This is a genomic window from Salirhabdus salicampi (genome assembly GCF_024259515.1).
Classification (GTDB): Bacteria; Bacillota; Bacilli; order Bacillales; family Alkalibacillaceae; genus Salirhabdus_A; species Salirhabdus_A salicampi.
The window spans coordinates 256322-279064 of the sequence record NZ_JANBWE010000004.1 but is presented as its reverse complement, the minus strand read 5'-3'; the positions used below and the strand labels follow the sequence as shown (position 1 = coordinate 279064).

Sequence of the window (22743 nt, the reverse complement as noted above, 5' to 3'; positions counted from 1 at the left end):
ATGCGGTCTCAGATCTCATTCGGTATTAGCCCCGGTTTCCCGGAGTTATCCCGATCTTACAGGCAGGTTGCCCACGTGTTACTCACCCGTCCGCCGCTCGTTCCACAATCGTCACTCCGAAGAGATCAAATTGCTTCCCGCGCTCGACTTGCATGTATTAGGCACGCCGCCAGCGTTCGTCCTGAGCCAGGATCAAACTCTCCATAAAAGTTGGAAAACTTGGTCTCTAGCTAAATAATAAAAAATCGAAATTGACATTACTGGTCGTTTTGTTCAGTTTTCAAGGTTCGAACTATATTGTTGCTCTCAAAATGGCAACTTAATTATCATAACATGTGTGTCGAATTATGTCAACACATTGTTTGTCAGTTTGTTTTTTTGTGTCGTTTTCGTCGGCAGGAATAATAGTATATAACATCTATTAATCATAGTCAATAACTATTTTTCGTTTGAATCAGTAATAAACACTTTAGCATGAAGTACATTTTCTGTCAATGCGTCATCACTTCAGTGAAAGTGAAAGTGTTGTTGTTTTGTGACAACAGATGTACATCTTACAGGACGTTACATACTAAGTCAACACCTATTTGTTAAAAAATATCCTTCTTTACGAATAGGTTACCCTAAAAACCTTCTATTATCCAAATCGCAGTTATTTTCTATAAGAACTTTACTCAAGACAACAGTAGAAAACGACACCTTATATTATCTATATAAAACAGTGGATTGTGACAAAGAAAAAACGCCTTACCCCACGAAGGAGACAAGGCGTCCATATTTAATTGGCTACAATGTTTACTAATTTTCCCGGGATAGCAATTACCTTTCGAATTGTTTTCCCCTCAATCCACTCTTGAACCTTTTCATGTTCAAGAGCGATTTTTTCCATTTCTTCCTTCGAAGCATCTTTATCCATTAAAATACGTGCTCTAACTTTTCCCATTACTTGCACAACAATTTCAATTTCATTTGAAACGAGTTTATTCTCATCATATGTTGGCCACGCTTCATAACTTACCGTACCCTCATGTCCCAGTTTTCCCCACAGCTCCTCAGCCAAATGAGGTGCAACTGGTGAAAGTAACTTCACAAAACCTTCAGCATATTCAGTTGGAATGACTTCTGCTTTATAACATTCGTTTACAAACACCATCATTTGAGAGATTCCAGTGTTAAAGCGCAGTTCCTCAAAGTTTTCCGATACTTTTTTCACTGTTTCGTGATACACACGTTCTAAGTCTTCATTTGTTGTATCCTGAATTTTTGCACTCAAGGATTGACCATCTTCTACATACAGACGCCAAACTCGGTCAAGGAATCTACGAGCTCCGTCTAAACCATTTGTACTCCATGCAATTGATGCATCAAGTGGCCCCATAAACATTTCATATAGGCGAAGAGTATCGGCTCCATGAGATTCTACTATTTCGTCGGGATTTACAACATTCCCTTTCGATTTACTCATTTTCTCATTATTCTCTCCAAGAATCATTCCTTGGTTAAAGAGCTTTTGGAAAGGCTCCTTCGTTGGTACTACACCAATGTCATATAGAAACTTATGCCAGAAACGAGCGTACAGGAGGTGAAGGACAGCATGTTCTGCACCTCCGATATAAATATCTACCGGCAACCACTTCTTTAATTTTTCTGGATCAGCTAGTTGCTCACTGTTATGCGGATCAATAAATCGTAAGTAATACCAACAGCTTCCAGCCCACTGTGGCATTGTGTTCGTTTCCAGTCGTCCTTTTTTACCTGTTTCAGGATCAGTTACTTCAACCCAGTCAGCTATATTAGCTAATGGTGATTCACCTGTTCCAGATGGCTTAATTTCTGTCGTCTTCGGTAATTCCAGTGGAAGTTGATCTTCTGAAACCCCTTCCATCGTACCATCTTCCCAATGAATGACCGGTATTGGTTCGCCCCAATAACGCTGACGACTAAAAAGCCAATCACGGAGACGATACGTCACTTTTTTCTTACCATAACCTTTTTCTTCAAGCCAATCGATTGCCTTTTGGATCGCTTCATCTTTATATAGTCCGTTCAAAAAGTCACTATTTACATGTTTACCATCTTCTGTGTATGCTTCTTCTTCGATGTTTCCGCCTTCTACAACCTCTACAATAGGGAGGTCGAAGGTTTTCGCAAATTCATAATCCCGTTCGTCGTGGGCTGGAACCGCCATAATTGCACCTGTTCCATATGTTACTAACACGTAGTCAGCTATCCATATCGGCATTTTATTTCCATTCATCGGGTTTATGGCGTAAGCACCCGTAAATACACCCGTTTTCTCTTTTGCCAAATCTGTACGTTCTAAATCACTTTTCGTTTGGATCTCCTTGATGTATGATTCAACTGCTTCCTTCTGGTCGGGCGTTGTGATTTTATCGACTAGTGGATGTTCCGGTGCAAGAACAGCGTATGTGGCACCAAACAACGTATCTGGTCGAGTTGTGAACGCTTCAAACGTTTCTTCCGTTTCATCAATTGAAAAAGTAATTTCTGCACCTTCAGAACGACCAATCCAGTTTCGCTGCATATCCTTTATACTTTCTGGCCAGTCTAAATCTTCAAGATCTTCTAACAAACGATCAGCATATGCTGTAATTTTCAACATCCATTGCTTCATTGGTTTTCGGATGACAGGATGACCGCCACGTTCACTTTTCCCATCAATAACTTCTTCATTTGCAAGAACAGTTCCGAGAGCCGGGCACCAGTTAACCGGAACTTCATCAATATAGGCAAGTCCCTTTTCATAAAGTTTTAAGAAAATCCACTGAGTCCATTTATAGTAATTTGGGTCTGTCGTATTAATCTCACGGTCCCAGTCATAGGAAAAGCCTAACGACTTAATTTGGCGACGGAAGTTATTAATGTTTTCTTTTGTGAATTCTTCTGGGTCATTCCCTGTATCTAGTGCATATTGTTCGGCAGGTAAACCGAAGGCATCCCACCCCATTGGATGTAACACTTCATACCCTTGCATCCGTTTCATTCGTGACAAAATGTCTGTTGCTGTATATCCCTCCGGGTGCCCTACATGAAGACCAGCCCCTGAAGGGTATGGAAACATATCTAGCGCATAAAACTTTTCCTTCTCTGATTCACCATCTGTTTTGAACGTTTTATGTTTTTCCCAATATTGCTGCCATTTTTGTTCTATTTGCTTATGATCAAATGCCATAATTTTTCCTCCTTATCCACAACTTATGTAACGTCATAAAAAAACTCCCATCCCATCACTATGGGACGAGAGTCTTTTCCCGCGGTACCACCCAAATTAGCACTATCGAAGTGCCCTCTTCAGTATCCTTATCGCGGATAAACGGCAAATGCTAATGACTGTTCACATTTGCAACATCAAAGGCGAGTTCATGATGTCCAAGGATAGCTTGCACCAACCGCTACCTCTCTATTGTCTCTTGGCTCATCACTACTACTCCTTATCATCTGTTTACGACCAATACTTATTTGATTCGTATTTTAATGAACGGGGAAGGGAATGTCAAGATGTTTCCCTTACATTGGGCACTTTCACATTAAAAAGAAAGTCGGATTTACCGACTTTCTAATACTGCTCTAAATCCGTTTCATCTAAATACATGTCATTTAAGACGTGGGATACTTGTAAATGGAGACGATATAACTCTTCTTTTTGTTGGTCGTTTGCACTAATCATCATATGCTCGATTGCCCGCTCTGCCTGTTCCAGTGCAATTTGAGCATCACTATATTCTTCATCAACCGGATATCCATTTCGGTTAGTTTCATTTAATTGACCTTTGGCGATTGCTACTCGTTCTTTAATTTCTTCAACAAAATGTTCCATTGATGCGTGAGTAGTCATAACCATCACCTCATTTGTAATATTCACTAATCCCATTTTTCTATACGACACTCAAGGGAGCAGAATTTCCCTGTTTCCTAATCCATGCTACAATCAATAAGTATTCAAACTTACTTTTAAAGGAGTATTAACATGAACAACCCTTTTCCATATTCCTTTGATCATAAAAGGTATCATTCTTGGAATTATCATTTGAAACGTCATTTTGGTCATAAAGTTTTTAAAATCCCGTTAGACGGCGGGTTTGACTGCCCGAACCGGGATGGTACAGTAGCTTATGGTGGCTGTACGTTTTGCTCTGTGTCTGGAAGTGGTGATTTCGCCGGTAACCGGCGCGATGATTTAGAAACTCAATTTCATGATATAAAGGAACGTATGCATAAAAAGTGGAAAGATGGTAAATATATGGCGTATTTTCAAGCTTTCACTAATACCCACGCCCCAGTTGAAGAACTAAGAAGAAAATTTGAAACGGTGCTTCAACAAGAAGGCGTGGTCGGAATTTCCATTGCAACACGGCCGGACTGTTTACCCGATGACGTTGTACAATATTTGGCAGAGCTAAACGAACGAACGTATTTATGGATTGAACTTGGTTTGCAAACGGCACATCAAAAGACAGCAGACGTCATTAACCGCGCCCATGATCTTCAATGCTATTACGAAGGTGTACAAAAGTTGCGAAAGCATAACATTCGCGTTTGCTCCCACATCATTAATGGTCTACCTGGTGAGGATTACAACATGATGATGGAGACAGCAAAAACCGTTGCGAATATGGATGTACAAGGAATCAAAATTCATTTATTACATTTATTAAAGGGCACGGCAATGGTGAAGCAATATGAAAAAGGGATGGTTGAGTTTTTAACAAAGGAAGAATACATTAAATTGGTTGTAGACCAGTTAGAAATTTTACCGCCTGAAATGGTCATTCACCGTATCACAGGCGATGGTCCTCCTGATTTATTAATAGGGCCTATGTGGAGTATGAATAAATGGGACGTCCTAAATAGCATTGACCGAGAATTAAAGGAACGCAATAGTTGGCAAGGAAAGCTATATAAAGAGGTGCACGCATCATGTTAAAAAGGGTAATACCATTTGCACATGAATTATTAGAAAAGACAGTATCAAAAGGGGACATCGTAATCGATGGTACTGCAGGAAACGGTAACGATACGATCAAATTGGCACAGTTAGTTGGGGAAGCTGGTCATGTTTATGCCTTTGACATACAAGAACAAGCCATCCAAAACACATCGGAACGTATAAACGATTTGCAAGTAAAAAACGTATCACTAATACAGGACAGCCACGAGAAGGTATTAACCTATTTAAGAGAAGACGCGATTTATAACATAGGTGGTGCTATTTTCAATCTCGGGTATTTACCTGGTAGTGACAAATCAGTTATTACAAAACCTAACTCAACGTGGAACGCGGTACAAACAGTTCTTACCCATTTAAAGCGAAATAAGGTTGTTGTTCTCGTTGTCTATTATGGTCATGAAGGAGGCAATGAAGAAAAGAATTATCTCCTTCATCAGTTAGGACAGCTTCCACAAAAATCGTTTAACGTGTTACAGTACCGCTTTTTAAACCAACAAAATTCACCACCATTTGTATTAGCTATCGAAAAAAAATAATATATACAATAATCCCCCTGCTATATTTAGCAGGGGGATTATTCATGATTGTCTACAATTTATGATACTGTCCCTTTAGTTTTCGGATTGAAATAAGTATGTGAGGTTGATTTACAGGTGTGTATTGATCAAGTCCTTCTTGATCTATATCTGGAGAAAAGTATTTTTTTCCCCACTTTTCCACAACCCAACCTTCTGTTCCTTTAGGCATCCAACCAAAATGTTTTAACTTCTTACCTGGAATGTTTCGATAGTCTCGTCGATGAATGGAAAAATAACCATACATAATCATAAAAAAGACATTTAACACTTTCGTCCTTTTTGTAGTGCGAATCCGGTATAATTTCTTCAAGATATGCCCTCCATTATCCATTAAAAAATATAGCCCACTACTTTTTACTATGTCAACCATTGGGAATCCTGCTATATTTTTCTAGGAAAGCTCTAGGAGCGTTGAAGATCAATCATAAATTTATATCGATCACCTCGATAGGAAGAGATGACAACTTCTAAAACCGTGTCATCTTCAAGGCTAGATGTTCTTTCCATTAATAAAATAGGAGCATGATCCGAAACTTGTAAGTGTTCCATTTCCTCATCATTCGCAATTGCAGCCTCAATAACTTGAGTGCCTTTGCTAATGTTTAACTTAAGTTGGGTTTCTACATATTCATATAATGAATTCTTTACAATTTCCTCGGTTAAGCCTTGAACTTTATTGGCGGACATATACGTACGTTCTAGAGCCATAGGGATTTCATTCGCTAACCGAATCCTTTTTATTTCATAGACCGGAGCATACTGTTGAATATTCAGCCGACTGGCAATTTTATCAGTTGCCGGAACAACTTGAAAGCTAAGCAATACACTGCTTGCTTCCATCCCTCGATCTCTCATATCCTCAGTAAAGCTCGTCAACCCTTTTAATGATTGCTCAAATTTTTCTTCCATAACAAATGTGCCTTTCCCTTTTATGCGGTACAACATTTGTTCATTTACTAAATTATTAATAGCTTGCCGAACGGTCATTCGACTAATGTTAAACCTTTCGGCAAATTCTCTCTCGGAAGGTAAAGCATCACCAGGTTTAAATGTACCATTATCTAATTGACTTTTTATATATTCTTCTAATTGATGATATATCGGAACCGGTGAAGCTTTATCAATCATGTTCTGTCACCTCCCACAAATCCCCTTAATTCGCGTAGTTATAAGCTAAGGATACGCCCTTCTCACCTAATACAGCCTTATCAGCAATAATGGTGACATTAGGGTGTTGTTTTAATATTGAAGCTGGGAAAGACTCATCCACTTCTCCATCTAACAACCGTGTTAAAGCTTCCTTCTTTCTTTCCCCTGAAACTAACAATATAATTTCCTTACTTTTCATAATGGAACGAATTCCCATTGTGATAGCTTTCGTTGGCACTTCCTCTAAGCTATTGAAAAATCGAGCATTTGCTTCCCTTGTAGAATCAGCTAAATTCACTACATGCGTATTTGAATCAAAATTCGTTCCCGGTTCATTGAACCCAATGTGTCCATTGCTTCCTAGACCAAGAATTTGAAGATCAATTCCATGGTTATCAATTTTCTTTTCATAAGCTTCACATTCTAACTGTAAATCTTTCGCAAGCCCGTTTGGTATATGAGTTTGTTCTTTTGGAATTGGAATATGGTTAAACAAATGTTTATCCATGTAATAGCGGTAACTGTTGGAATCATTGGGCGATAACCCTATATATTCGTCTAAGTTGAACGTAGTTACATGGCTATACGATGTGTTGTTTTTCTCATAATCATCAATTAAATATTGATACGTTCGGGTCGGTGTTCCACCAGTGGCAAGTCCCAAGGTTACGTTGGCAACGTTTTTAATTTTATCAAAAATTCGTTCAGATGCTAATTGGCTCATTTCCGTGTAATTTTTTGCTTTAATTATTTTCATAGTTGTCACACCCCTTTTTTATATGCCAGTTGTCCTCGGCAGAATGTCATTTCTACATCCTGTTCCTCATTTAAGATGACGAGGTCTGCATCCTTTCCTATTTGGATACTCCCTTTTCGGTCATAAACGTTAAGTTCCTTTGCCGGGTTTGTTGCCGTCATCAAAATGGCTTCTTCAAGTGTACAATTCGAAAAGGACATCATATTTTTCAAAGCAGAATCCATTTCTAATACACTACCAGCTAATGTGCCGTCTTCAAGAAATGCTTTATCCTCCGTTACGGTAACCGCTTGTCCCCCAAGGTCATATGTGCCGCTTTTCAAACACTTTGCACGCATAGCATCAGTTATTAAGATGAGTTTATCGGCACCTTTTTGTTGAAAGGCAAGCCTGACCGCTTCAGGATGGGCGTGTACACCATCTGAAATGAGTTCAACCATTAACTCATCGCGTAATAAAGCAGCACCTGCAAGACCTGGTTCACGATGATGAAAGCCACGCATTTGATTAAATAAGTGTGTAATATGCGTAACACCTTCCTGAATCGCTTTGTCAACTTCTGATAATTTTGCATCCGAGTGGCCAATTGATGCAACAATAGATTGTTTCGCTAAATATTGTATAAGTTCAGTTGCACCCTGTAATTCTGGAGCAAGGGTAACGAGCTTTATCGTATTACCCGATATCTTTTCCCACTTTTTAAATAAGTCTACATTTGGATCAATAATATAGTCAGAAGGTTGAGCCCCCGCTTTATCCTTGTTGATAAATGGTCCTTCCAAGTGCACGCCTAACACTTCTGATTGTCCGACTTTTTGATCTTTATTTATAAACTTTTTCACATTTTTTAGTGCTTTTTCAATTTGTTCTCCTGATTGAGTCATCGTTGTTGCCAAGAAACTTGTAGTTCCTTCTTTCGGTAGGGAGGTAGCCATGATGTGTAATGCCTCAGTAGTCCCGTCCATTGTGTCGGCACCGTTTGCACCATGTATATGAACATCTATCATACCGGGGATTATTTTATAGCTATCCTCTAATTGAATGATTTCGTATTCGTCGGTAGTCCGTAATTGATCTACTGCTCCAATGTCGGTTATTACCCCATGTTCGAACATGATAAAGCCATTTTTGATCACATCTTGTTCTGTATAAATGGAGGCGTTCGTAATTACTTTTTTCATTTGTTATCTCACACCTTTAGCGTATATAAAGATTATTTTTCACCTTTAGAATAATTTCTAAGCATAGAATAACACCTTAATGTACACTTGTATAGACCAATTTTGCAAGCAGTGTTTCTTAACTATTATCCCCCATTCCTAATACGGCCGTACAGTAACCGTTTACAATAAAAAATGATTGGTATAGACAACCTTTCAGACTGTGTGATAAGATTCGACATGAGACGTCTTTATATAAAAAGGGAGTGAAGTTATGTTAGGCTTTTTACAAAGAATTGGTAAGTCACTAATGTTGCCTATCGCAGTGTTGCCTGCAGCAGCATTACTACTTCGTTTAGGTCAACCCGATTTACTGAATATTGAATTTATGGCAAGCGCAGGATCTGCTATATTTGCAAATTTAGCATTAATATTTGCCATTGGAGTTGCAATAGGATTTTCGAAGGATGGAAATGGTGCAGCTGGGTTAGCAGGTGCGATTGGTTATTTCGTTTTAACACAAGGTACGGAAGCGATTAATGAAAATATTAATATGGCCGTTCTTGGTGGAATTATATCCGGTATTATTGCTGGTCTTCTTTACAACCGCTTTCACGCCATTAAGTTGCCAGACTGGCTGGCCTTCTTCGGTGGAAGACGTTTTGTACCTATTGTAACCGCTGCCACAATGGTACTGCTTGCAGGTGTTTTCGGGGTAATATGGCCTCCAATTCAAGCAGGAATTAATTCCGTTGGTGAATGGATTATTAGTGCTGGTGCATTAGGTTCTGGGGTATTCGGATTTTTAAACCGTTTATTAATTCCAGTTGGATTGCATCACGTTTTAAATACACTTGTTTGGTTCGAATTTGGTGAGTTTACGAATGCAGCTGGGGAAATTGTAAAAGGTGATTTGTCCCGCTTCTTCGCAGGTGATCCTACAGCCGGGACATTTATGACAGGATTTTTCCCAATTATGATGTTTGGTCTACCGGCAGCAGGTTTAGCGATGATTGTAACGGCGAAAAAAGAAAATCGTGCTGCAGTAGCTGGTTTAATCGGTGGAGTTGCCTTCACAGCATTCTTAACAGGGATTACAGAGCCACTTGAATTTCTATTTATGTTCTTATCTCCGTTACTTTACGTTATTCACGCCATACTAACCGGACTATCTATGAGTATCACATATCTTCTAGATATCCATCACGGTTTTGGTTTCTCAGCTGGTGCGATTGATTTCTTCCTAAACTTAGGAATAGCCCAAAAACCATGGCTTTTATTTGGTATCGGTCTCATATTTGGTGCGATTTACTTTGTCCTATTTGTGTTCTTGATTAGAGCTTTAGACTTAAAGACACCTGGACGAGAAGACGAAGAAGTCATCAATAACGATGAAGAAATAAGTCGAAACGGAGAAGACAAATATTATTCACTTGCAAAGCATTATTTACATGCACTAGGTGGCTATGACAATATAAAACAAATCGATAATTGTGCAACACGTTTACGTTTAACTGTTCAAGATGCGTCGGTGATAGACGAGAAAGAATTAAAACGTCAAGGTGCAAAAGGTTTTATGAAAGTAAGTAACACAAATTTTCAAGTAATTGTCGGTACGGATGTCGAATTCCTTGCTGATGCTTTAAAAGAAGTTACAAAAGAAAATAATAAGTAAAACTAACTAGGTTAGTTCCTTAATCTTAGATTAAGGAGCTTTCCTTTTTTCAATTGAACAACATGACAGTTAGAGGTGAAAAAATGAAACGAATACTCAATTGTTTTGCTTCTGATTTCAAGGGAGCAAATAAACAAGATTTACTACAATCAATTTCTGCTAGTGAAGGAAGAACGGTTTTAGCCGAAATTGTTAGTACAGCATCCCCTTTATACCCCGAAGTGTCAAATCCAGAAATCGTTTCTGCATTTGGTGCGGACCTCATCTTATTAAATTTGTTTGATGTAAACCATCCAGCAGTTGCTGGGATTCAAGCTGAAGAAGGACAAGTAATTAATCGTCTAAAGGAATTAACCGGTCGTCCAATTGGTTTGAACTTGGAACCAGTAGATCGTGAGGCAGATGCGGCTGAAATACTTGATCAATTACCATTAGGCCGTCAAGCTTCGTATGATTCATTACATAAAGCGAAAACGTTAGGGTTTGATTTCGTCTGTTTAACAGGAAATCCCAAAACAGGTGTGACAAATGAACAAATAGAAAAAGCTATCCAGAGAACAAAAGAAATACTCGGAGAAGAAGCCTTCATTATCGCAGGTAAAATGCATGGTGCAGGTGTAAAAGGGGAAGCTGGTAACGAAATCATTGATGATGAGACGATAGAGGCTTTCATTCAGGCGGGGGCTGATGTCATCTTACTCCCTTCTCCAGGTACAGTCCCTGGCATCACGGTCGATCAAGCACACTGCTGGGTGTCAAAGGTTCACCAATTACAGGCACAAGCTATGTTAACAATTGGGACAAGTCAGGAAGGAGCAGATAATGGAACCGTGCGCCACATTGCTCTCCAAAACAAAATGATTGGTGCCGATATTCATCATATAGGTGATGCTGGTTATACAGGCATTGCAATTCCGGAAAATATTATGGACTATTCCATTGCCATAAGAGGAAAGAGACATACGTATGTAAGAATGGCCGCTTCGATTAATCGTTAAAAATCAAAAAACATGCAGGGTGAACCAATGCCCCTGCATGTTTTACATTAAAGCAACTTTAAACTTTTGATAAAGCTTTGTATTCACATAAAAAAACTTCGCTTTTCCACCAGCGGCTTTTAATAAGGCTTTCATCGTCTTTTTTCCATGGTCAATTTCCTTTAATTTCTGATCAGCCAGGTACATACCAATCAGTCCGTTTTGGATTAAATGATGAAAAGCGTAGTCTGGTAACTCTTGCAATTTTATATTTCCTTGTTTATGAAAATATAAAATCCGTTGTTTTAATTCCTCATTCGAATCGTAATAGGAACAGAAATTTAAGTCCCCTTCTCGCATATCCTCTATTTGGTCTATATAGTATTCCAACAAGATATGTAAGCCTTGGACATATGGAAAGTAACTGTTGTAAACGCGCTCCCAAAGACTGTCCGATAAATCCCCTCTTAAGCCATAGGATACGAGACAAAATACACCTAATGTAGAACCAGCACTTGCCGAAAATTCGTACCAACTTAAATTAGGCCATTGCCGCTGATGATGCTGGAACCAAGAAGTTAATCTATGTAATCTTTCATCAACCTTCACATGTTTGTGCACTTGTAGCTCACTATAATATGATGCTAACTTATGTAAGTATGACTGGAATCGGTGAAGATTTTCTATTGACTGTAATACAACTTGGCATGTATTTACCAGCTCATGTAAATACCCCCCATCATCTTGATCTTCTCGGTATTGATAATAATTTGGTAAAGGCTCGTCCATATTTGGACTAAGAGCATCCGTTAATGATTTATGCAACTGTTCGAAATCTTTTGGGTCCAATGATGTACTTCGGTCACAAAGATTATCTAAATAATCACTAATCGTTTGATAGGCAACAATAAAACGGACACTTGTGCGCCATTGATCTTTAGCCAAAAGCGCATAAGCAGATCCACCTTCACAATGAAAGGCTTTTGTTGATAGACTGCTTAACGCTTGTGTGCGTAATTCCTCATTCGGAATGTTCTTTGCCTTCTTTTCCCAATAAGAAAGCTCCCGATGCACTTCTGGAAACAACTTTCCATAACACGCTTTTACTAATTGGAGTGGATTTTGAGGAACTTGTTTTCCCATGATTATCCTCCATTTCTTAACGGATTATTTAATTGATTTATAAAATCAATCATATATGCAAAGACCTCATCTCTTTCAGGTTCGTTAAATATTTCATGATATAAGTTGTCCCATTGTTTATATTGCTTTTCCTCAATAGGTAATAAATCAAACCAATGTTTTACTTCATGTTCATTTACAAGCAAATCATATCCTGCTTGCATAATTAAAGTCGGCACATTCGGATAATGATGAATATTCCTAAAAGCTTGTTCAATGGAACGTTCAAATTCATGGTACCATCTAACCGATACTTTCTCCAAGTAAAGTGGATCCCTTAAATCTCTGTCATATATAACGCTATTTCTAGTGGAATGTGTTGGGTCAAGCTTCGTTGCTACTTGAAATCTTGGGATCACTTTATCTAATAACACTGATATAAAGGAAAGAAATTTTGGAGGTTTACTCTTAATCCCTAACCCTGGTGACGATAAAACAACCCCACTGATCGTTGGTTGAATGGTTTGTAATAACCTAATGGTAATTAACCCCCCCATACTGTGGCCGATAATATATACAGGAACATGCAACTTTTCCGCCTCACTTATCCATATCGCAACCGTGTCTATATACTGTTGGAATGTATCAATGTGTCCCTTAGGTCCTACCGATTTCCCTTGTCCTGGTAAATCACCGTAAATAACATGGAGACCTGAACGTTGTAATTGTGTAGCCAACCATTCATATCGGCCCGAATGTTCAAAAGCACCATGAATGATAACAACAGCCCCTTTTCCATTCGGATGTAACAACTTTTTCAAGCGGACCCCTCCCACTCCTATTTATCCTTTTGATATACTTTATCTTAACATAACTTGATTGGAGGAAATGACGTTGATTTATGAGTATAAAGGAACTGTTCCAAACATTAATGAAACAGCGTATGTCTCTGAAGATGTTGTCATAACAGGTGACGTAAAGATTGGTAAATATGCGAGTATATGGTTTAAAACTGTTATCCGCGGGGATGTTTCCCCTGTCGTCATTGGAAACAATGTAAACATTCAAGACCAAAGTATGTTACACGAAAGTCCAAACATCCCTTTGATTATCGAGGACGATGTTACTGTTGGTCACCAAGTGATGATTCACTCTGCTACAATTAGAAAAGGGGCACTTATCGGTATGGGTTCCATAGTACTAGATGGTGCAGAGATAGGAGAAGGTGCATTTATTGGTGCAGGAAGCCTTATACCTCCAAATAAAGTAATCCCTCCGAATACGTTAGCTTTTGGGCGACCTGCGAAAATCATTCGAGAACTTACTGATCAAGACCGAAAAGAAATGGTTCGAATTCGCCAATCTTATGTTGAAAAAGGGCAATATTATAAATCATTACAAAATTGACAGGAACTTACCGATATAAAAAAAGAGTAGCCACAAATACTGAGAGCATAGAAGGAGGATAAGAACGTGCATTTTTATTATCTCTTTATCTTTACTTATATTATGGCAATTTTTCTTGCGGTTTTGGCTAGAAAAACGACACCATTTCAAAAACACGCCAAAATATATAGCACGTTGTTCGCCCTTTGTGCTTTTACGCTAACATTATTACCAATACATGAGCAAAACCATACAAAAAAAATAGATAAAGTATTAGCCGCACAAATATCGTCTACCGACATCGTCAGCCTTGACCGATTTGACGAAAATATATTACGGCCTGCTGTTCAAATAGACGTTCCTTTGATTGGACAATATCCCGAACTTCCGCGTGGCTGCGAGGTAACTTCTCTTGCTATGTTACTGCAATATCATAATATACAGGTAGATAAAATGACATTAGCTAAAGAAGTAAAAAAAGATCCTGCTAAATACAAAGTCAAAGACGGAAAGGTTCATTTCGGGCATCCAAATAAAGGATTCGTCGGAAATATGTATACACTGTCTGAACCAGGTTATGGGGTATATCACAAGCCCATTGCAAATCTTGCGAAAAAATATGCTGGTGACCGTGTACATGATTTAACCGGGAAATCATTTTATAAAGTTCTACAATCTGTGAACCGAAACGAACCTGTTTTCGTTATAACAAATGCTAAATATAAAAAGTTACCAAGTTCTGCTTTTACAACGTGGGAAACTTCTCAAGGTCCTGTAAAAATAACAATGCAGGAACATGCTGTAGTCATTACTGGCTATGACAAAGATTATATTTACTTTAATGACCCTTTAAAACGCGAAAAAAAAGCACCCTTCGATGACTTTAAAGCCGCGTGGGTGCAAATGGGCAAGCAAGCCATAACCATTACATTACGGTGAGCTTGCTCATTGTTTTATCCTCATTTCGAAGGTCCTCAATATCGTGAGCACGCTCCACAAAAATCTGATGCCATAACATAAACATTAAAACAGTCCACAACTTACGACTGTAATCCCCTTTTCCAACTACATGTTCCTCTAAAAGGCGATGGATAACCTGTTTATTCAGTAGATAGTCTGTTTGGCTTTCTGAGATTAGGGTTTTAGCCCAATCATATAGCTCATTTTTTAACCAATGTCGGATAGGTACTGGAAACCCTAGCTTTTTACGATTTAACACGTGCTCTGGAACAATTCCTTTTGCCGCTTCCCTTAAAATAGACTTCGTTGTTCCATTCGCAATTTTATAGTGAACAGGTATTTCACGTGCAACTTTAAATACTTCAACATCAAGAAATGGTACACGTAATTCCAAAGAGTGTGCCATTGTCATTTTATCGGCCTTTAATAAGATATCTCCACGGAGCCAAGTATGAATATCTACATATTGCATTTGGTTAACTGCATGTTGACCATTTACATTATGAAACAACGGACGAGTAATTTGTTGATATGGGTGTTGTTCATTGTATTGATGAACTAGATCGACCTTTTCGTCCTCTTCAAACATTTTTGCGTTCCCAATGTAACGGTTTTGTAGTGGGGTTGTTCCACGTTCCAGAAAACTTTTCCCTTTCACACCTTCTGGCATAATGTGGGCTACTTTACGTAATAAATCTTTTGCTGGATTTGGAATGGAATCAAACACTTTCAGGGATTCTGGCTCTCGATATATGTTATAACCCCCAAATAATTCATCCGCCCCTTCACCAGATAGCACAACCGTAACATGTTTGCTCGCTTCACGTGCTACGAAATAAAGGGGAACACAAGCAGGATCTGCTAACGGATCGTCATTGTGCCACATTATTTTCGGTAACTTTTGCACGTATTCTTCTGGTGAGATTACATAAGAAATGTTTTCAACACCTAATTTATCTGCCGTTTCTTTCGCTACATCAATTTCTGAAAAGCCATTATGGTCAAAGCCAACAGAAAACGTTTTAATACCAGGGTTAAACTCCTTTGCTAACGAAACGATGATTGACGAATCAATTCCACCTGATAAAAATGAACCGACTGGAACATCACTTCGCATATGCACTTGGACAGAATTGCGTAATGTTTCTTGAATACGACTAATCCATTTCGACTTCTCACCATCAACAGGAGTAAATGTTGCATGGAAGAAACGTGTAAATGTAGGATCTTCCCCAGGCTTAACCGTAAAGAAGTGACCCGGCTCTACTTTTTCAACGCCTTCTGTTAAAGAATACGGTTCCGGTACATATTGAAAGCTTAAATAATGTTGCAAAGCTTCACGATTAACTGTTTCCGCATCGAGGATTGACGTAATTGCTTTTTTTTCAGAAGAAAAATACGTTCCATCCGGTTGTTTACTGTAATATAAAGGTTTGATCCCAAATTGGTCACGTGCTCCATATAATGTTTCTTTCTCTTTATCCCAAATCAAAATAGCAAACATTCCTCGCAGTTGATGGAAGGTCTCTGTGCCATATTGATGAAACATCGCTAAAATAACTTCTGTATCGGACTCTGTATGGAACTGTACGCCATCTTTAATTAACTCATTTCTAAGTTCTACATAATTATAAATCTCTCCATTAAACACAATCCAATAACGTTCATTCTCATAACTTAATGGTTGATGACCACTGTCGATATCAATAATGCTTAACCTGCGAAAACCAAAAGATATATATTCATTATGGTAATACCCTTCATCATCAGGACCACGATGTGTGATCATTTCATTTTGTCTTTGAAAAACATTTATTGACTCTTGCTGCAGCTCTGTTGCTTCATGTCGAATCAGTCCGATAAATCCACACATTTGCATGTCCTCTCTTTCGTATGTTCATAAAAATGTTAATGCTACAAACTGTTACGCTATATTTCTATACTGTTCGAATACACATCACTAAATTTGAGTATATCACAATTTTTTTTTATATTCGATAAACTTTCCGTACAGTTATTTCCAAAAAAAAGTTGCCCTACTGGGCAACCTTTTATTGGATAGCGTTCTTTAATTCTTCAGCTTTGTCTGCCTTTTCCCATGGAAATTGGACATCTGTACGCCCAAAGTGACCATAAGCTGCTGTATCTTGATAAATCGGACGACGAAGGTCCAACATTTTAATAATTCCTGCTGGACGTAGATCAAATATCTTCCGTACTCCTTCTTCCATTTTTACCTCTGGAACCTTCCCCGTTCCAAAAGTGTCTATCGAAATGGATACTGGTTGTGCCACACCGATTGCATAAGCAAGTTGTACTTCACAAGAATCCGCTAAACCTGCTGCGACAATGTTTTTGGCAACATAACGAGCTGCATAAGCACCAGAACGGTCTACCTTTGTAGGATCTTTACCACTGAAGGCTCCACCGCCATGACGTGCATAACCTCCGTATGTGTCAACGATAATCTTACGACCTGTTAAACCTGCATCCCCTTGAGGACCGCCAATAACAAAGCGCCCTGTAGGATTAATAAAATACTTTGTTTTCCGGTCAAGTAAGTATGGAGGAACTACTTTATTTATCACTAACTCTTTTAGGTCATTCTCAATTCGATCACTACTCACTTCTGGATGGTGTTGTGTAGAAATGACAATTGTATCTACTCGTAGTGGTTGACCGTTCTCATCGTACTCTATTGTTACTTGTGTTTTACCGTCTGGACGTAAATATGGTAATGTCCCTTCTTTACGTACATCCGTTAAACGCTTCGCCAATTTGTGAGACAAAGAAATGGGTAATGGCATTAACTCCTCTGTTTCATTATTAGCATACCCGAACATTAAACCTTGGTCACCGGCACCAATTGCTTCAATTTCTTCATCTGTCATGCTACCTTCACGAGATTCTAGTGCTTGGTTTACTCCTTGTGCAATATCTGCTGATTGCTCATCAATTGCAGTAAGGACAGCACAAGTCTCAGCATCAAAGCCGTACTTCGCTCTTGTATATCCAATATTTTTAATTGTTTTCCGAACGATTGCAGGTATGTCAACATAAGTAGTTGTTGAAATTTCTCCTGATACTAACACTAAACCCGTTGTTACAGTTGTTTCACAAGCAACACGTGCATTAGGATCATGTCTTAAAATCTCATCTAAAATTGCATCAGAAATTTGATCACATATTTTATCAGGATGACCTTCTGTAACCGACTCTGATGTAAAAAGCCGACCCTTAATTGCCATGGCTACTTCCTCCTTTATTTAACATCTATCTTATGTACCTCAAATCCAGTGGCTCTATACTCACACACATTATGTGTATTACGATATAAGTTTCATGATCGATTGTATTCAGATAACTCCGTTAAAGTACCGGAACCTTTCACTCTTATCGTTCAAGAGTACCTCGCTTGCAGGTTAGCACCTTTTCACATCGTGATGGTTGCCGGGTTTCCTTGGGCCTGTCCCTCCACCTTCTCTGGATAAGAGATTTCCATCGATTTATATTAACTTGAACTGAATAGAAAGTCAAAAAATCTTTTTTCATTTCTTTTAGAAAATAAATCACGGAATAAAATTTTATGATTAGTATGGAATAATAAAATTAATGTGTTATACTATTAATCACAGATTACGAAATTCAAAACGGCATAAATAGATAATCTCATTTGTAAAGGATGGTTTTCATGACGATTGCAAACAAACTGTTACATGAACGTGCTTTGGAACAAAAAAACGTTCAAAGCGACTTATCGGTTCCACAACTTGTCGAAAAAGTACTTGAACGACAAGAAGGGGTATTAACCTCTACTGGTGCTGTAAAAGCAACAACTGGTAAATATACAGGGCGGTCGCCTAAGGATAAGTTTATTGTGAAAGATGACATATCGGCAAATAAGGTGGACTGGGGTACGACAAACCAGCCGATTGATGAAGATGTCTTTTTTCAGTTGTATGATAAAGTGTTAAACCATTTACAGTCTAAAGAAGAAATATTTCGCTTCCGCGGATTTGCAGGAGCTGATCCAAAGTACCGACTTCCTATCCAGGTTATTACCGAATTTGCTTGGCATAATTTATTTGCTCGCCAAATGTTTATTCGTGCAACAGATGAGGAGCTTGTCAATCACAAATCCGAATTTACAATCATTTCAGCCCCTCACTTTAAGGCTAATCCCCGGGTAGATGGAACACATTCAGAAGCATTTATTATCATTTCCTTTAAACACAAAATCATTCTAATCGGTGGAACGGAATATGCTGGGGAAATTAAAAAATCCGTCTTTTCCGTTATGAACTACCTACTCCCGGAAACAAATATATTGCCAATGCACTGTTCGGCTAATGTAGGAATGGAAGGAGATGTAGCACTGTTCTTTGGCTTATCAGGAACTGGTAAGACAACTTTATCTGCTGATACAAATCGCCGCTTAATTGGCGATGATGAACACGGTTGGTCACAAAATGGTATTTTTAATATTGAAGGTGGTTGTTACGCAAAGTGTATCCATCTTTCCGAAGAAAAGGAACCGCAGATATATAAAGCGATTCAGTTCGGATCGGTCTTGGAAAATGTAATGATTGATGAAGATGCACGAACACCTAACTATGATGATACATCTTTAACAGAAAATACACGGGCAGCCTACCCAATCGAAAATATTGATAACATTCTTAAACCTAGTGTTGCAGGCCATCCACAAACGATTATTTTTTTAACCGCCGATGCCTTTGGTGTATTGCCACCAATCAGTAAATTAACGAAAGAACAGGCTATGTATCACTTCTTAAGTGGGTATACAAGTAAGCTGGCGGGAACAGAGCGAGGTGTTACAGCACCTGAGGCTACTTTCTCTACATGTTTTGGGTCACCATTTTTACCGTTACCAGCGGCAACGTATGCGAAAATGCTTGGTGATAAAATTGAGCAATACGGTGTAAATGTATTTCTTGTCAATACAGGGTGGACTGGTGGTCCATTTGGTGTGGGTCGACGTATGGAACTTTCCCATACGCGCTCCATGGTTCAAGCTGCTTTGGAAGGTGAACTGAACTCCACTGATATGGTGAATGATCCGATATTTGGATTAAAAATTCCATCCCAATGTCCTGGTGTACCAAGTCATGTTCTAGTTCCACAGCGAACATGGAGCGATGAAGCAAAATATGAAGAAAAAGCAAAACAATTAGCTTTACAATTCCATGAGAACTTTAAAAAGTTTCATCATGTACCTCAAGCCATTCAAGAGGCTGGACCGGTATATAAGCCGGAATAAATGACATTGTTCCCTCATCTCCTTTATATAGATAGGCCGTCTTTTATAGACGGCTCTTTTTTTTATTTATAGGCATTCACACAATTTACAGCTAGGCATAATATATCTTTAGCTTGATACTTTCGAACTAGGAGGATGGAGAATGAAGAAAGCTAGCTCTTTCTTAGCTATGTTATGTTCCGTCATACTCGTTTTTACTTTAGGTGCATGCTCAAATAATACGAGTACAAATACGAAGATAGAAGTAGCAGAAGTAACGAGGTCAATCTTTTATGCTCCACAATATGTTGCACTTGAAAAAGGTTTTTTTGAAGAAGAAGGATTAGACGTTGATTTAAAAACAACTTGGGGTGGAGACAAAACAATGACAGCCTTGTTATCCGGTGGTGCAGATATTGCATTAGTCGGTTCTGAAACATCGATTTATGTATATGCAAGAGGAGCCAATGATCCGGTTATAAATTTTGCTCAATTAACACAAACCGATGGAACATTTTTAGTAGCGAAAGAAAAACAAGATCATTTCGAATGGCAAGATTTAAAGGGAAGTAAGTTTTTAGGCCAACGGAAAGGCGGAATGCCCCAAATGGTTGGTGAATATGTACTGAAGCAGCACGGTATAGACCCACATGAGGACTTAGACTTAAGCCAAAATGTTGACTTTGCTAATATACCAAATGCCTTTGCTACTGGGGATTATGATTATGTTCAACTATTTGAACCGACTGCCAGTGTTTTTGAACGGGAGGGTAAAGGCCATATTGTTGCATCATTCGGTGAAGCATCGGGAAAAGTTCCATATACTGTGTTTATGACTAAAGAAAGCTTTTTAAATGAGGAGGAAGAAACAGTCAAGAAATTTACTCGTGCTCTTTATAAAGCGCAAAAGTGGGTACAAGAACATAGCGTAGAAGAAATTGCAGAAGTCATTAAGCCATACTTTGAAGATAGTGATTTAAATATTATTACTACCGTCGTAGACCGTTACAAGTCACAAGGTTCATTTGCCCTTGATCCAATTTTAGATGAAGAAGAATGGAATAACTTAAAAGACATTATGGATGAAGCTGGAGAACTTCCTCAAGATGTAGAGCATGGCGTATTAGTAAACACACAAATTGCTGAAGAAGTTACGAAAGAATAGGAGTGATGTTCTTTGTCATTTTTGACTGTGAACAACATTTCCCATCAATATTTCACCAAACAGACGTATACAAAGGCATTAGAAGACATTTCATTTAACGTAAATAATGGCAGTTTCGTCTCTCTAATTGGACCAAGTGGATGCGGAAAAACAACGTTACTCTCTGTCATTTCCGGTCTAATTAAACCAACTAGAGGCGAAGTGTTACTTGAAAATGAACCAATAGATAAGGAATGTTCGACAATAGGTTATATGCTGCAGCAAGATTATCTGTTCCCTTGGAAGACGATTTTAGAAAACATTTTAATAGGGCCACACGTACAAAAAACGTTAACAACATCAACCACGGAAAAAGCAGAGGAGATTTTACACGAGATTGGCATTGGCCAAACGAAACATGCATATCCAAACGAATTGTCCGGTGGGATGAGACAACGGGCTGCACTAGCTCGTACGTTAATTACTGATCCAAAACTTCTGTTATTAGATGAGCCATTCTCAGCGTTAGATTATCAAACAAAACTAAAGTTGGAAAACTTAATTTCTCACATTTTGAAAACGTATAAAAAAACATCAATCCTCGTAACTCACGATATTGGGGAAGCAATTGCGATGAGTGACAAAATTATATTATTACAATCCTCTCCAGGGAAAATCGCTAAAATCTTTACCGTACCGGAACATCTCCAAAACCTTTCTCCTTTTGAAGCAAGACAGGATCCACTTTTTTCAGAAATGTTTCAGCAAGTGTGGAAGGAGTTGGAGAATCTTGAGCCAACAAAAACATGATGATCAACTCTTGTTTGAACAATATAAAAGGGGTATAAAAAAAGAGAAACAAACGGTCCTATTCTGGCAAATTATCATCAGCGTCTTCTTTTTTGCCCTTTGGGAAGTCGCAAGCCGTTTGCAACTTATAGATCGATTAATTTTCAGTGCACCTTCTGCAGTTGGAAAATTGTTTTTGGAGAAGCTGGCAGATGGAAGCTTACTCTTTCACCTAAAAGTGACACTTTTAGAAACTGTAGCGGGGTTTATTCTAGGAACCGTAGCAGGTGTTCTATTTGCAGCCTTATTATGGTGGTTCCCTAAATTTTCAAAAGTAATGGACCCATATTTAGTTGTGATGAATGCAATGCCAAAGGTTGCGCTTGGACCAATTATTATCGTTGCCTTAGGACCAGGCTATATCTCTATTATTGCGATGGGAATGATTATATCTGTCGTAATTACAACGATTGTCATTTACTCAGCTTTCCGTGAAGTAGATCCAAACTATTTAAAGGTTATGAAGACATTCGGGGCAAATCGATTTCAAATATTTAAGGAGGTAATCTTTCCAGCAACGATACCTACCATAATCTCCACATTAAAAGTGAATGTTGGCTTAGCTTGGGTTGGTGTCATTGTTGGGGAATTCCTCGTTTCCGAAAAAGGACTCGGTTATTTAATTATTTACGGCTTCCAAGTGTTCGATTTTACCTTAGTATTATTTAGCTTACTCATTATTGCAGTCTTAGCAGCTATCATGTACCAACTTGTTGAGAAGATGGAAAGTAAATTAATTAAAACGAAATAAACGGAA

The 22743-nt window shown here is 38.5% G+C and carries 20 protein-coding genes, 1 rRNA gene, 1 riboswitch and 1 other annotated feature; of the genes, 10 read left to right on the top strand and 11 right to left on the bottom strand.

Annotated elements, in window-relative coordinates:
• From NLW78_RS13335 to NLW78_RS13325, 3 genes are all read right to left on the bottom strand, one after another.
• Nucleotides 1–208 (bottom strand): 16S ribosomal RNA (locus NLW78_RS13335); the annotation flags it as partial.
• A 570-nt stretch (nt 209–778) separates the two neighbouring features.
• Nucleotides 779–3193, bottom strand: coding sequence for a leucine--tRNA ligase (leuS, locus tag NLW78_RS13330; RefSeq protein ID WP_254497640.1), 2415 nt, complete (start codon nt 3191–3193; stop codon nt 779–781).
• 58 nt (nt 3194–3251) lie between these two features.
• Nucleotides 3252–3468: a binding site (T-box leader), on the bottom strand.
• A 109-nt stretch (nt 3469–3577) separates the two neighbouring features.
• On the bottom strand, nt 3578–3856 hold the full coding sequence (locus NLW78_RS13325; protein ID WP_254497639.1) for a DUF2524 family protein: 279 nt from the start codon (nt 3854–3856) through the stop codon (nt 3578–3580).
• Nucleotides 3857–3988: 132 nt separating this feature from the next.
• On the opposite strand from NLW78_RS13325, the gene mnmL reads away from it, so the two are divergent.
• Together mnmL and mnmM are read left to right on the top strand one after the other, a co-directional pair.
• Complete coding sequence (gene mnmL / locus NLW78_RS13320) at nt 3989–4945, top strand: tRNA modification radical SAM protein MnmL/YtqA (RefSeq protein ID WP_254497638.1); 957 nt, start codon at nt 3989–3991, stop codon at nt 4943–4945.
• Nucleotides 4939–5505, top strand: coding sequence for a tRNA 5-(aminomethyl)-2-thiouridylate-methyltransferase MnmM (gene mnmM / locus NLW78_RS13315; protein WP_254497637.1), 567 nt, complete (start codon nt 4939–4941; stop codon nt 5503–5505). The genes mnmL and mnmM overlap by 7 nt, the downstream gene beginning before the upstream one ends.
• A 52-nt stretch (nt 5506–5557) precedes the next feature.
• Here the strand turns inward: mnmM and NLW78_RS13310 are convergent, their stop codons facing one another.
• The 4 genes from NLW78_RS13310 to nagA all read right to left on the bottom strand — a co-directional run bounded on the left by NLW78_RS13310 (nt 5558) and on the right by nagA (nt 8634).
• On the bottom strand, nt 5558–5857 hold the full coding sequence (locus NLW78_RS13310; protein ID WP_254497636.1) for a hypothetical protein: 300 nt from the start codon (nt 5855–5857) through the stop codon (nt 5558–5560).
• 92 nt (nt 5858–5949) lie between these two features.
• Nucleotides 5950–6675, bottom strand: coding sequence for a GntR family transcriptional regulator (locus NLW78_RS13305; RefSeq protein WP_254497635.1), 726 nt, complete (start codon nt 6673–6675; stop codon nt 5950–5952).
• A 25-nt stretch (nt 6676–6700) separates the two neighbouring features.
• Nucleotides 6701–7453: a glucosamine-6-phosphate deaminase gene (nagB, locus tag NLW78_RS13300; protein ID WP_254497634.1), complete on the bottom strand. Its 753-nt coding sequence runs from the start codon at nt 7451–7453 to the stop codon at nt 6701–6703.
• 5 nt (nt 7454–7458) lie between these two features.
• A complete protein-coding gene (nagA, locus tag NLW78_RS13295; protein WP_254497633.1) occupies nt 7459–8634 on the bottom strand; it encodes an N-acetylglucosamine-6-phosphate deacetylase in 1176 nt (391 codons plus the stop codon).
• Nucleotides 8635–8887: 253 nt separating this feature from the next.
• On the opposite strand from nagA, the gene nagE reads away from it, so the two are divergent.
• Together nagE and NLW78_RS13285 are read left to right on the top strand one after the other, a co-directional pair.
• Entirely contained in the window at nt 8888–10288 is a 1401-nt protein-coding gene (gene nagE / locus NLW78_RS13290) for an N-acetylglucosamine-specific PTS transporter subunit IIBC (RefSeq protein ID WP_254497632.1), read from the top strand.
• 83 nt (nt 10289–10371) lie between these two features.
• Nucleotides 10372–11286 carry a DUF7916 family protein gene (locus tag NLW78_RS13285; RefSeq protein ID WP_254497631.1) on the top strand — a complete coding sequence of 305 codons (915 nt, stop codon included), beginning with the start codon at nt 10372–10374 and terminating at the stop codon, nt 11284–11286.
• A gap of 42 nt (nt 11287–11328) precedes the next feature.
• On the opposite strand, the gene NLW78_RS13280 is transcribed toward NLW78_RS13285, so the two are convergent.
• Nucleotides 11329–12408 carry a tetraprenyl-beta-curcumene synthase family protein gene (locus NLW78_RS13280; RefSeq protein ID WP_254497630.1) on the bottom strand — a complete coding sequence of 360 codons (1080 nt, stop codon included), beginning with the start codon at nt 12406–12408 and terminating at the stop codon, nt 11329–11331.
• A 2-nt stretch (nt 12409–12410) separates the two neighbouring features.
• Entirely contained in the window at nt 12411–13208 is a 798-nt protein-coding gene (locus tag NLW78_RS13275) for an alpha/beta hydrolase (protein WP_254497629.1), read from the bottom strand.
• A gap of 73 nt (nt 13209–13281) precedes the next feature.
• Here NLW78_RS13275 and NLW78_RS13270 point away from each other — a divergent pair, with 73 nt between their 5' ends.
• Complete coding sequence (locus NLW78_RS13270; protein ID WP_254497628.1) at nt 13282–13794, top strand: gamma carbonic anhydrase; 513 nt, start codon at nt 13282–13284, stop codon at nt 13792–13794.
• A 66-nt stretch (nt 13795–13860) separates the two neighbouring features.
• Nucleotides 13861–14712, top strand: a complete 852-nt coding sequence (locus NLW78_RS13265) for a C39 family peptidase (RefSeq protein ID WP_254497627.1) — start codon at nt 13861–13863, stop codon at nt 14710–14712.
• Here the strand turns inward: NLW78_RS13265 and asnB are convergent.
• A complete protein-coding gene (gene asnB, locus NLW78_RS13260) occupies nt 14699–16606 on the bottom strand; it encodes an asparagine synthase (glutamine-hydrolyzing) (RefSeq protein ID WP_254497626.1) in 1908 nt (635 codons plus the stop codon). The genes NLW78_RS13265 and asnB overlap by 14 nt on opposite strands.
• A 178-nt stretch (nt 16607–16784) precedes the next feature.
• Complete coding sequence (metK, locus tag NLW78_RS13255; RefSeq protein WP_254497625.1) at nt 16785–17981, bottom strand: methionine adenosyltransferase; 1197 nt, start codon at nt 17979–17981, stop codon at nt 16785–16787.
• Nucleotides 17982–18123: 142 nt separating this feature from the next.
• Nucleotides 18124–18227, bottom strand: a riboswitch (SAM riboswitch).
• Nucleotides 18228–18415: 188 nt separating this feature from the next.
• Between metK and pckA the strand changes: the two genes are divergently transcribed.
• The 4 genes from pckA (at nt 18416) to NLW78_RS13235 (ending at nt 22737) form a co-directional block, all read left to right on the top strand.
• A complete protein-coding gene (pckA, locus tag NLW78_RS13250; RefSeq protein ID WP_254497624.1) occupies nt 18416–20014 on the top strand; it encodes a phosphoenolpyruvate carboxykinase (ATP) in 1599 nt (532 codons plus the stop codon).
• 142 nt (nt 20015–20156) lie between these two features.
• On the top strand, nt 20157–21158 hold the full coding sequence (locus tag NLW78_RS13245) for an ABC transporter substrate-binding protein (protein ID WP_254497623.1): 1002 nt from the start codon (nt 20157–20159) through the stop codon (nt 21156–21158).
• A gap of 12 nt (nt 21159–21170) precedes the next feature.
• Nucleotides 21171–21947: an ABC transporter ATP-binding protein gene (locus NLW78_RS13240; RefSeq protein WP_254497622.1), complete on the top strand. Its 777-nt coding sequence runs from the start codon at nt 21171–21173 to the stop codon at nt 21945–21947.
• Complete coding sequence (locus NLW78_RS13235) at nt 21928–22737, top strand: ABC transporter permease (RefSeq protein ID WP_254497621.1); 810 nt, start codon at nt 21928–21930, stop codon at nt 22735–22737. Before NLW78_RS13240 ends, NLW78_RS13235 begins: the two co-directional genes overlap by 20 nt.
• The last annotated feature ends 6 nt before the right edge of the window (nt 22738–22743 follow it).

Coding starts and splice junctions, on each gene's coding strand:
- NLW78_RS13325 (WP_254497639.1), bottom strand. CDS start 3,856: ATGACTACTCACGCATCAATGGAACATTTTGTTGAAGAAATTAAAGAA.
- leuS (WP_254497640.1), bottom strand. CDS start 3,193: ATGGCATTTGATCATAAGCAAATAGAACAAAAATGGCAGCAATATTGG.
- mnmL (WP_254497638.1), top strand. CDS start 3,989: ATGAACAACCCTTTTCCATATTCCTTTGATCATAAAAGGTATCATTCT.
- metK (WP_254497625.1), bottom strand. CDS start 17,981: ATGGCAATTAAGGGTCGGCTTTTTACATCAGAGTCGGTTACAGAAGGT.
- NLW78_RS13305 (WP_254497635.1), bottom strand. CDS start 6,675: ATGATTGATAAAGCTTCACCGGTTCCGATATATCATCAATTAGAAGAA.
- pckA (WP_254497624.1), top strand. CDS start 18,416: ATGGTTTTCATGACGATTGCAAACAAACTGTTACATGAACGTGCTTTG.
- mnmM (WP_254497637.1), top strand. CDS start 4,939: ATGTTAAAAAGGGTAATACCATTTGCACATGAATTATTAGAAAAGACA.
- nagA (WP_254497633.1), bottom strand. CDS start 8,634: ATGAAAAAAGTAATTACGAACGCCTCCATTTATACAGAACAAGATGTG.
- nagB (WP_254497634.1), bottom strand. CDS start 7,453: ATGAAAATAATTAAAGCAAAAAATTACACGGAAATGAGCCAATTAGCA.
- NLW78_RS13280 (WP_254497630.1), bottom strand. CDS start 12,408: ATGGGAAAACAAGTTCCTCAAAATCCACTCCAATTAGTAAAAGCGTGT.
- NLW78_RS13245 (WP_254497623.1), top strand. CDS start 20,157: ATGAAGAAAGCTAGCTCTTTCTTAGCTATGTTATGTTCCGTCATACTC.
- asnB (WP_254497626.1), bottom strand. CDS start 16,606: ATGTGTGGATTTATCGGACTGATTCGACATGAAGCAACAGAGCTGCAG.
- NLW78_RS13285 (WP_254497631.1), top strand. CDS start 10,372: ATGAAACGAATACTCAATTGTTTTGCTTCTGATTTCAAGGGAGCAAAT.
- nagE (WP_254497632.1), top strand. CDS start 8,888: ATGTTAGGCTTTTTACAAAGAATTGGTAAGTCACTAATGTTGCCTATC.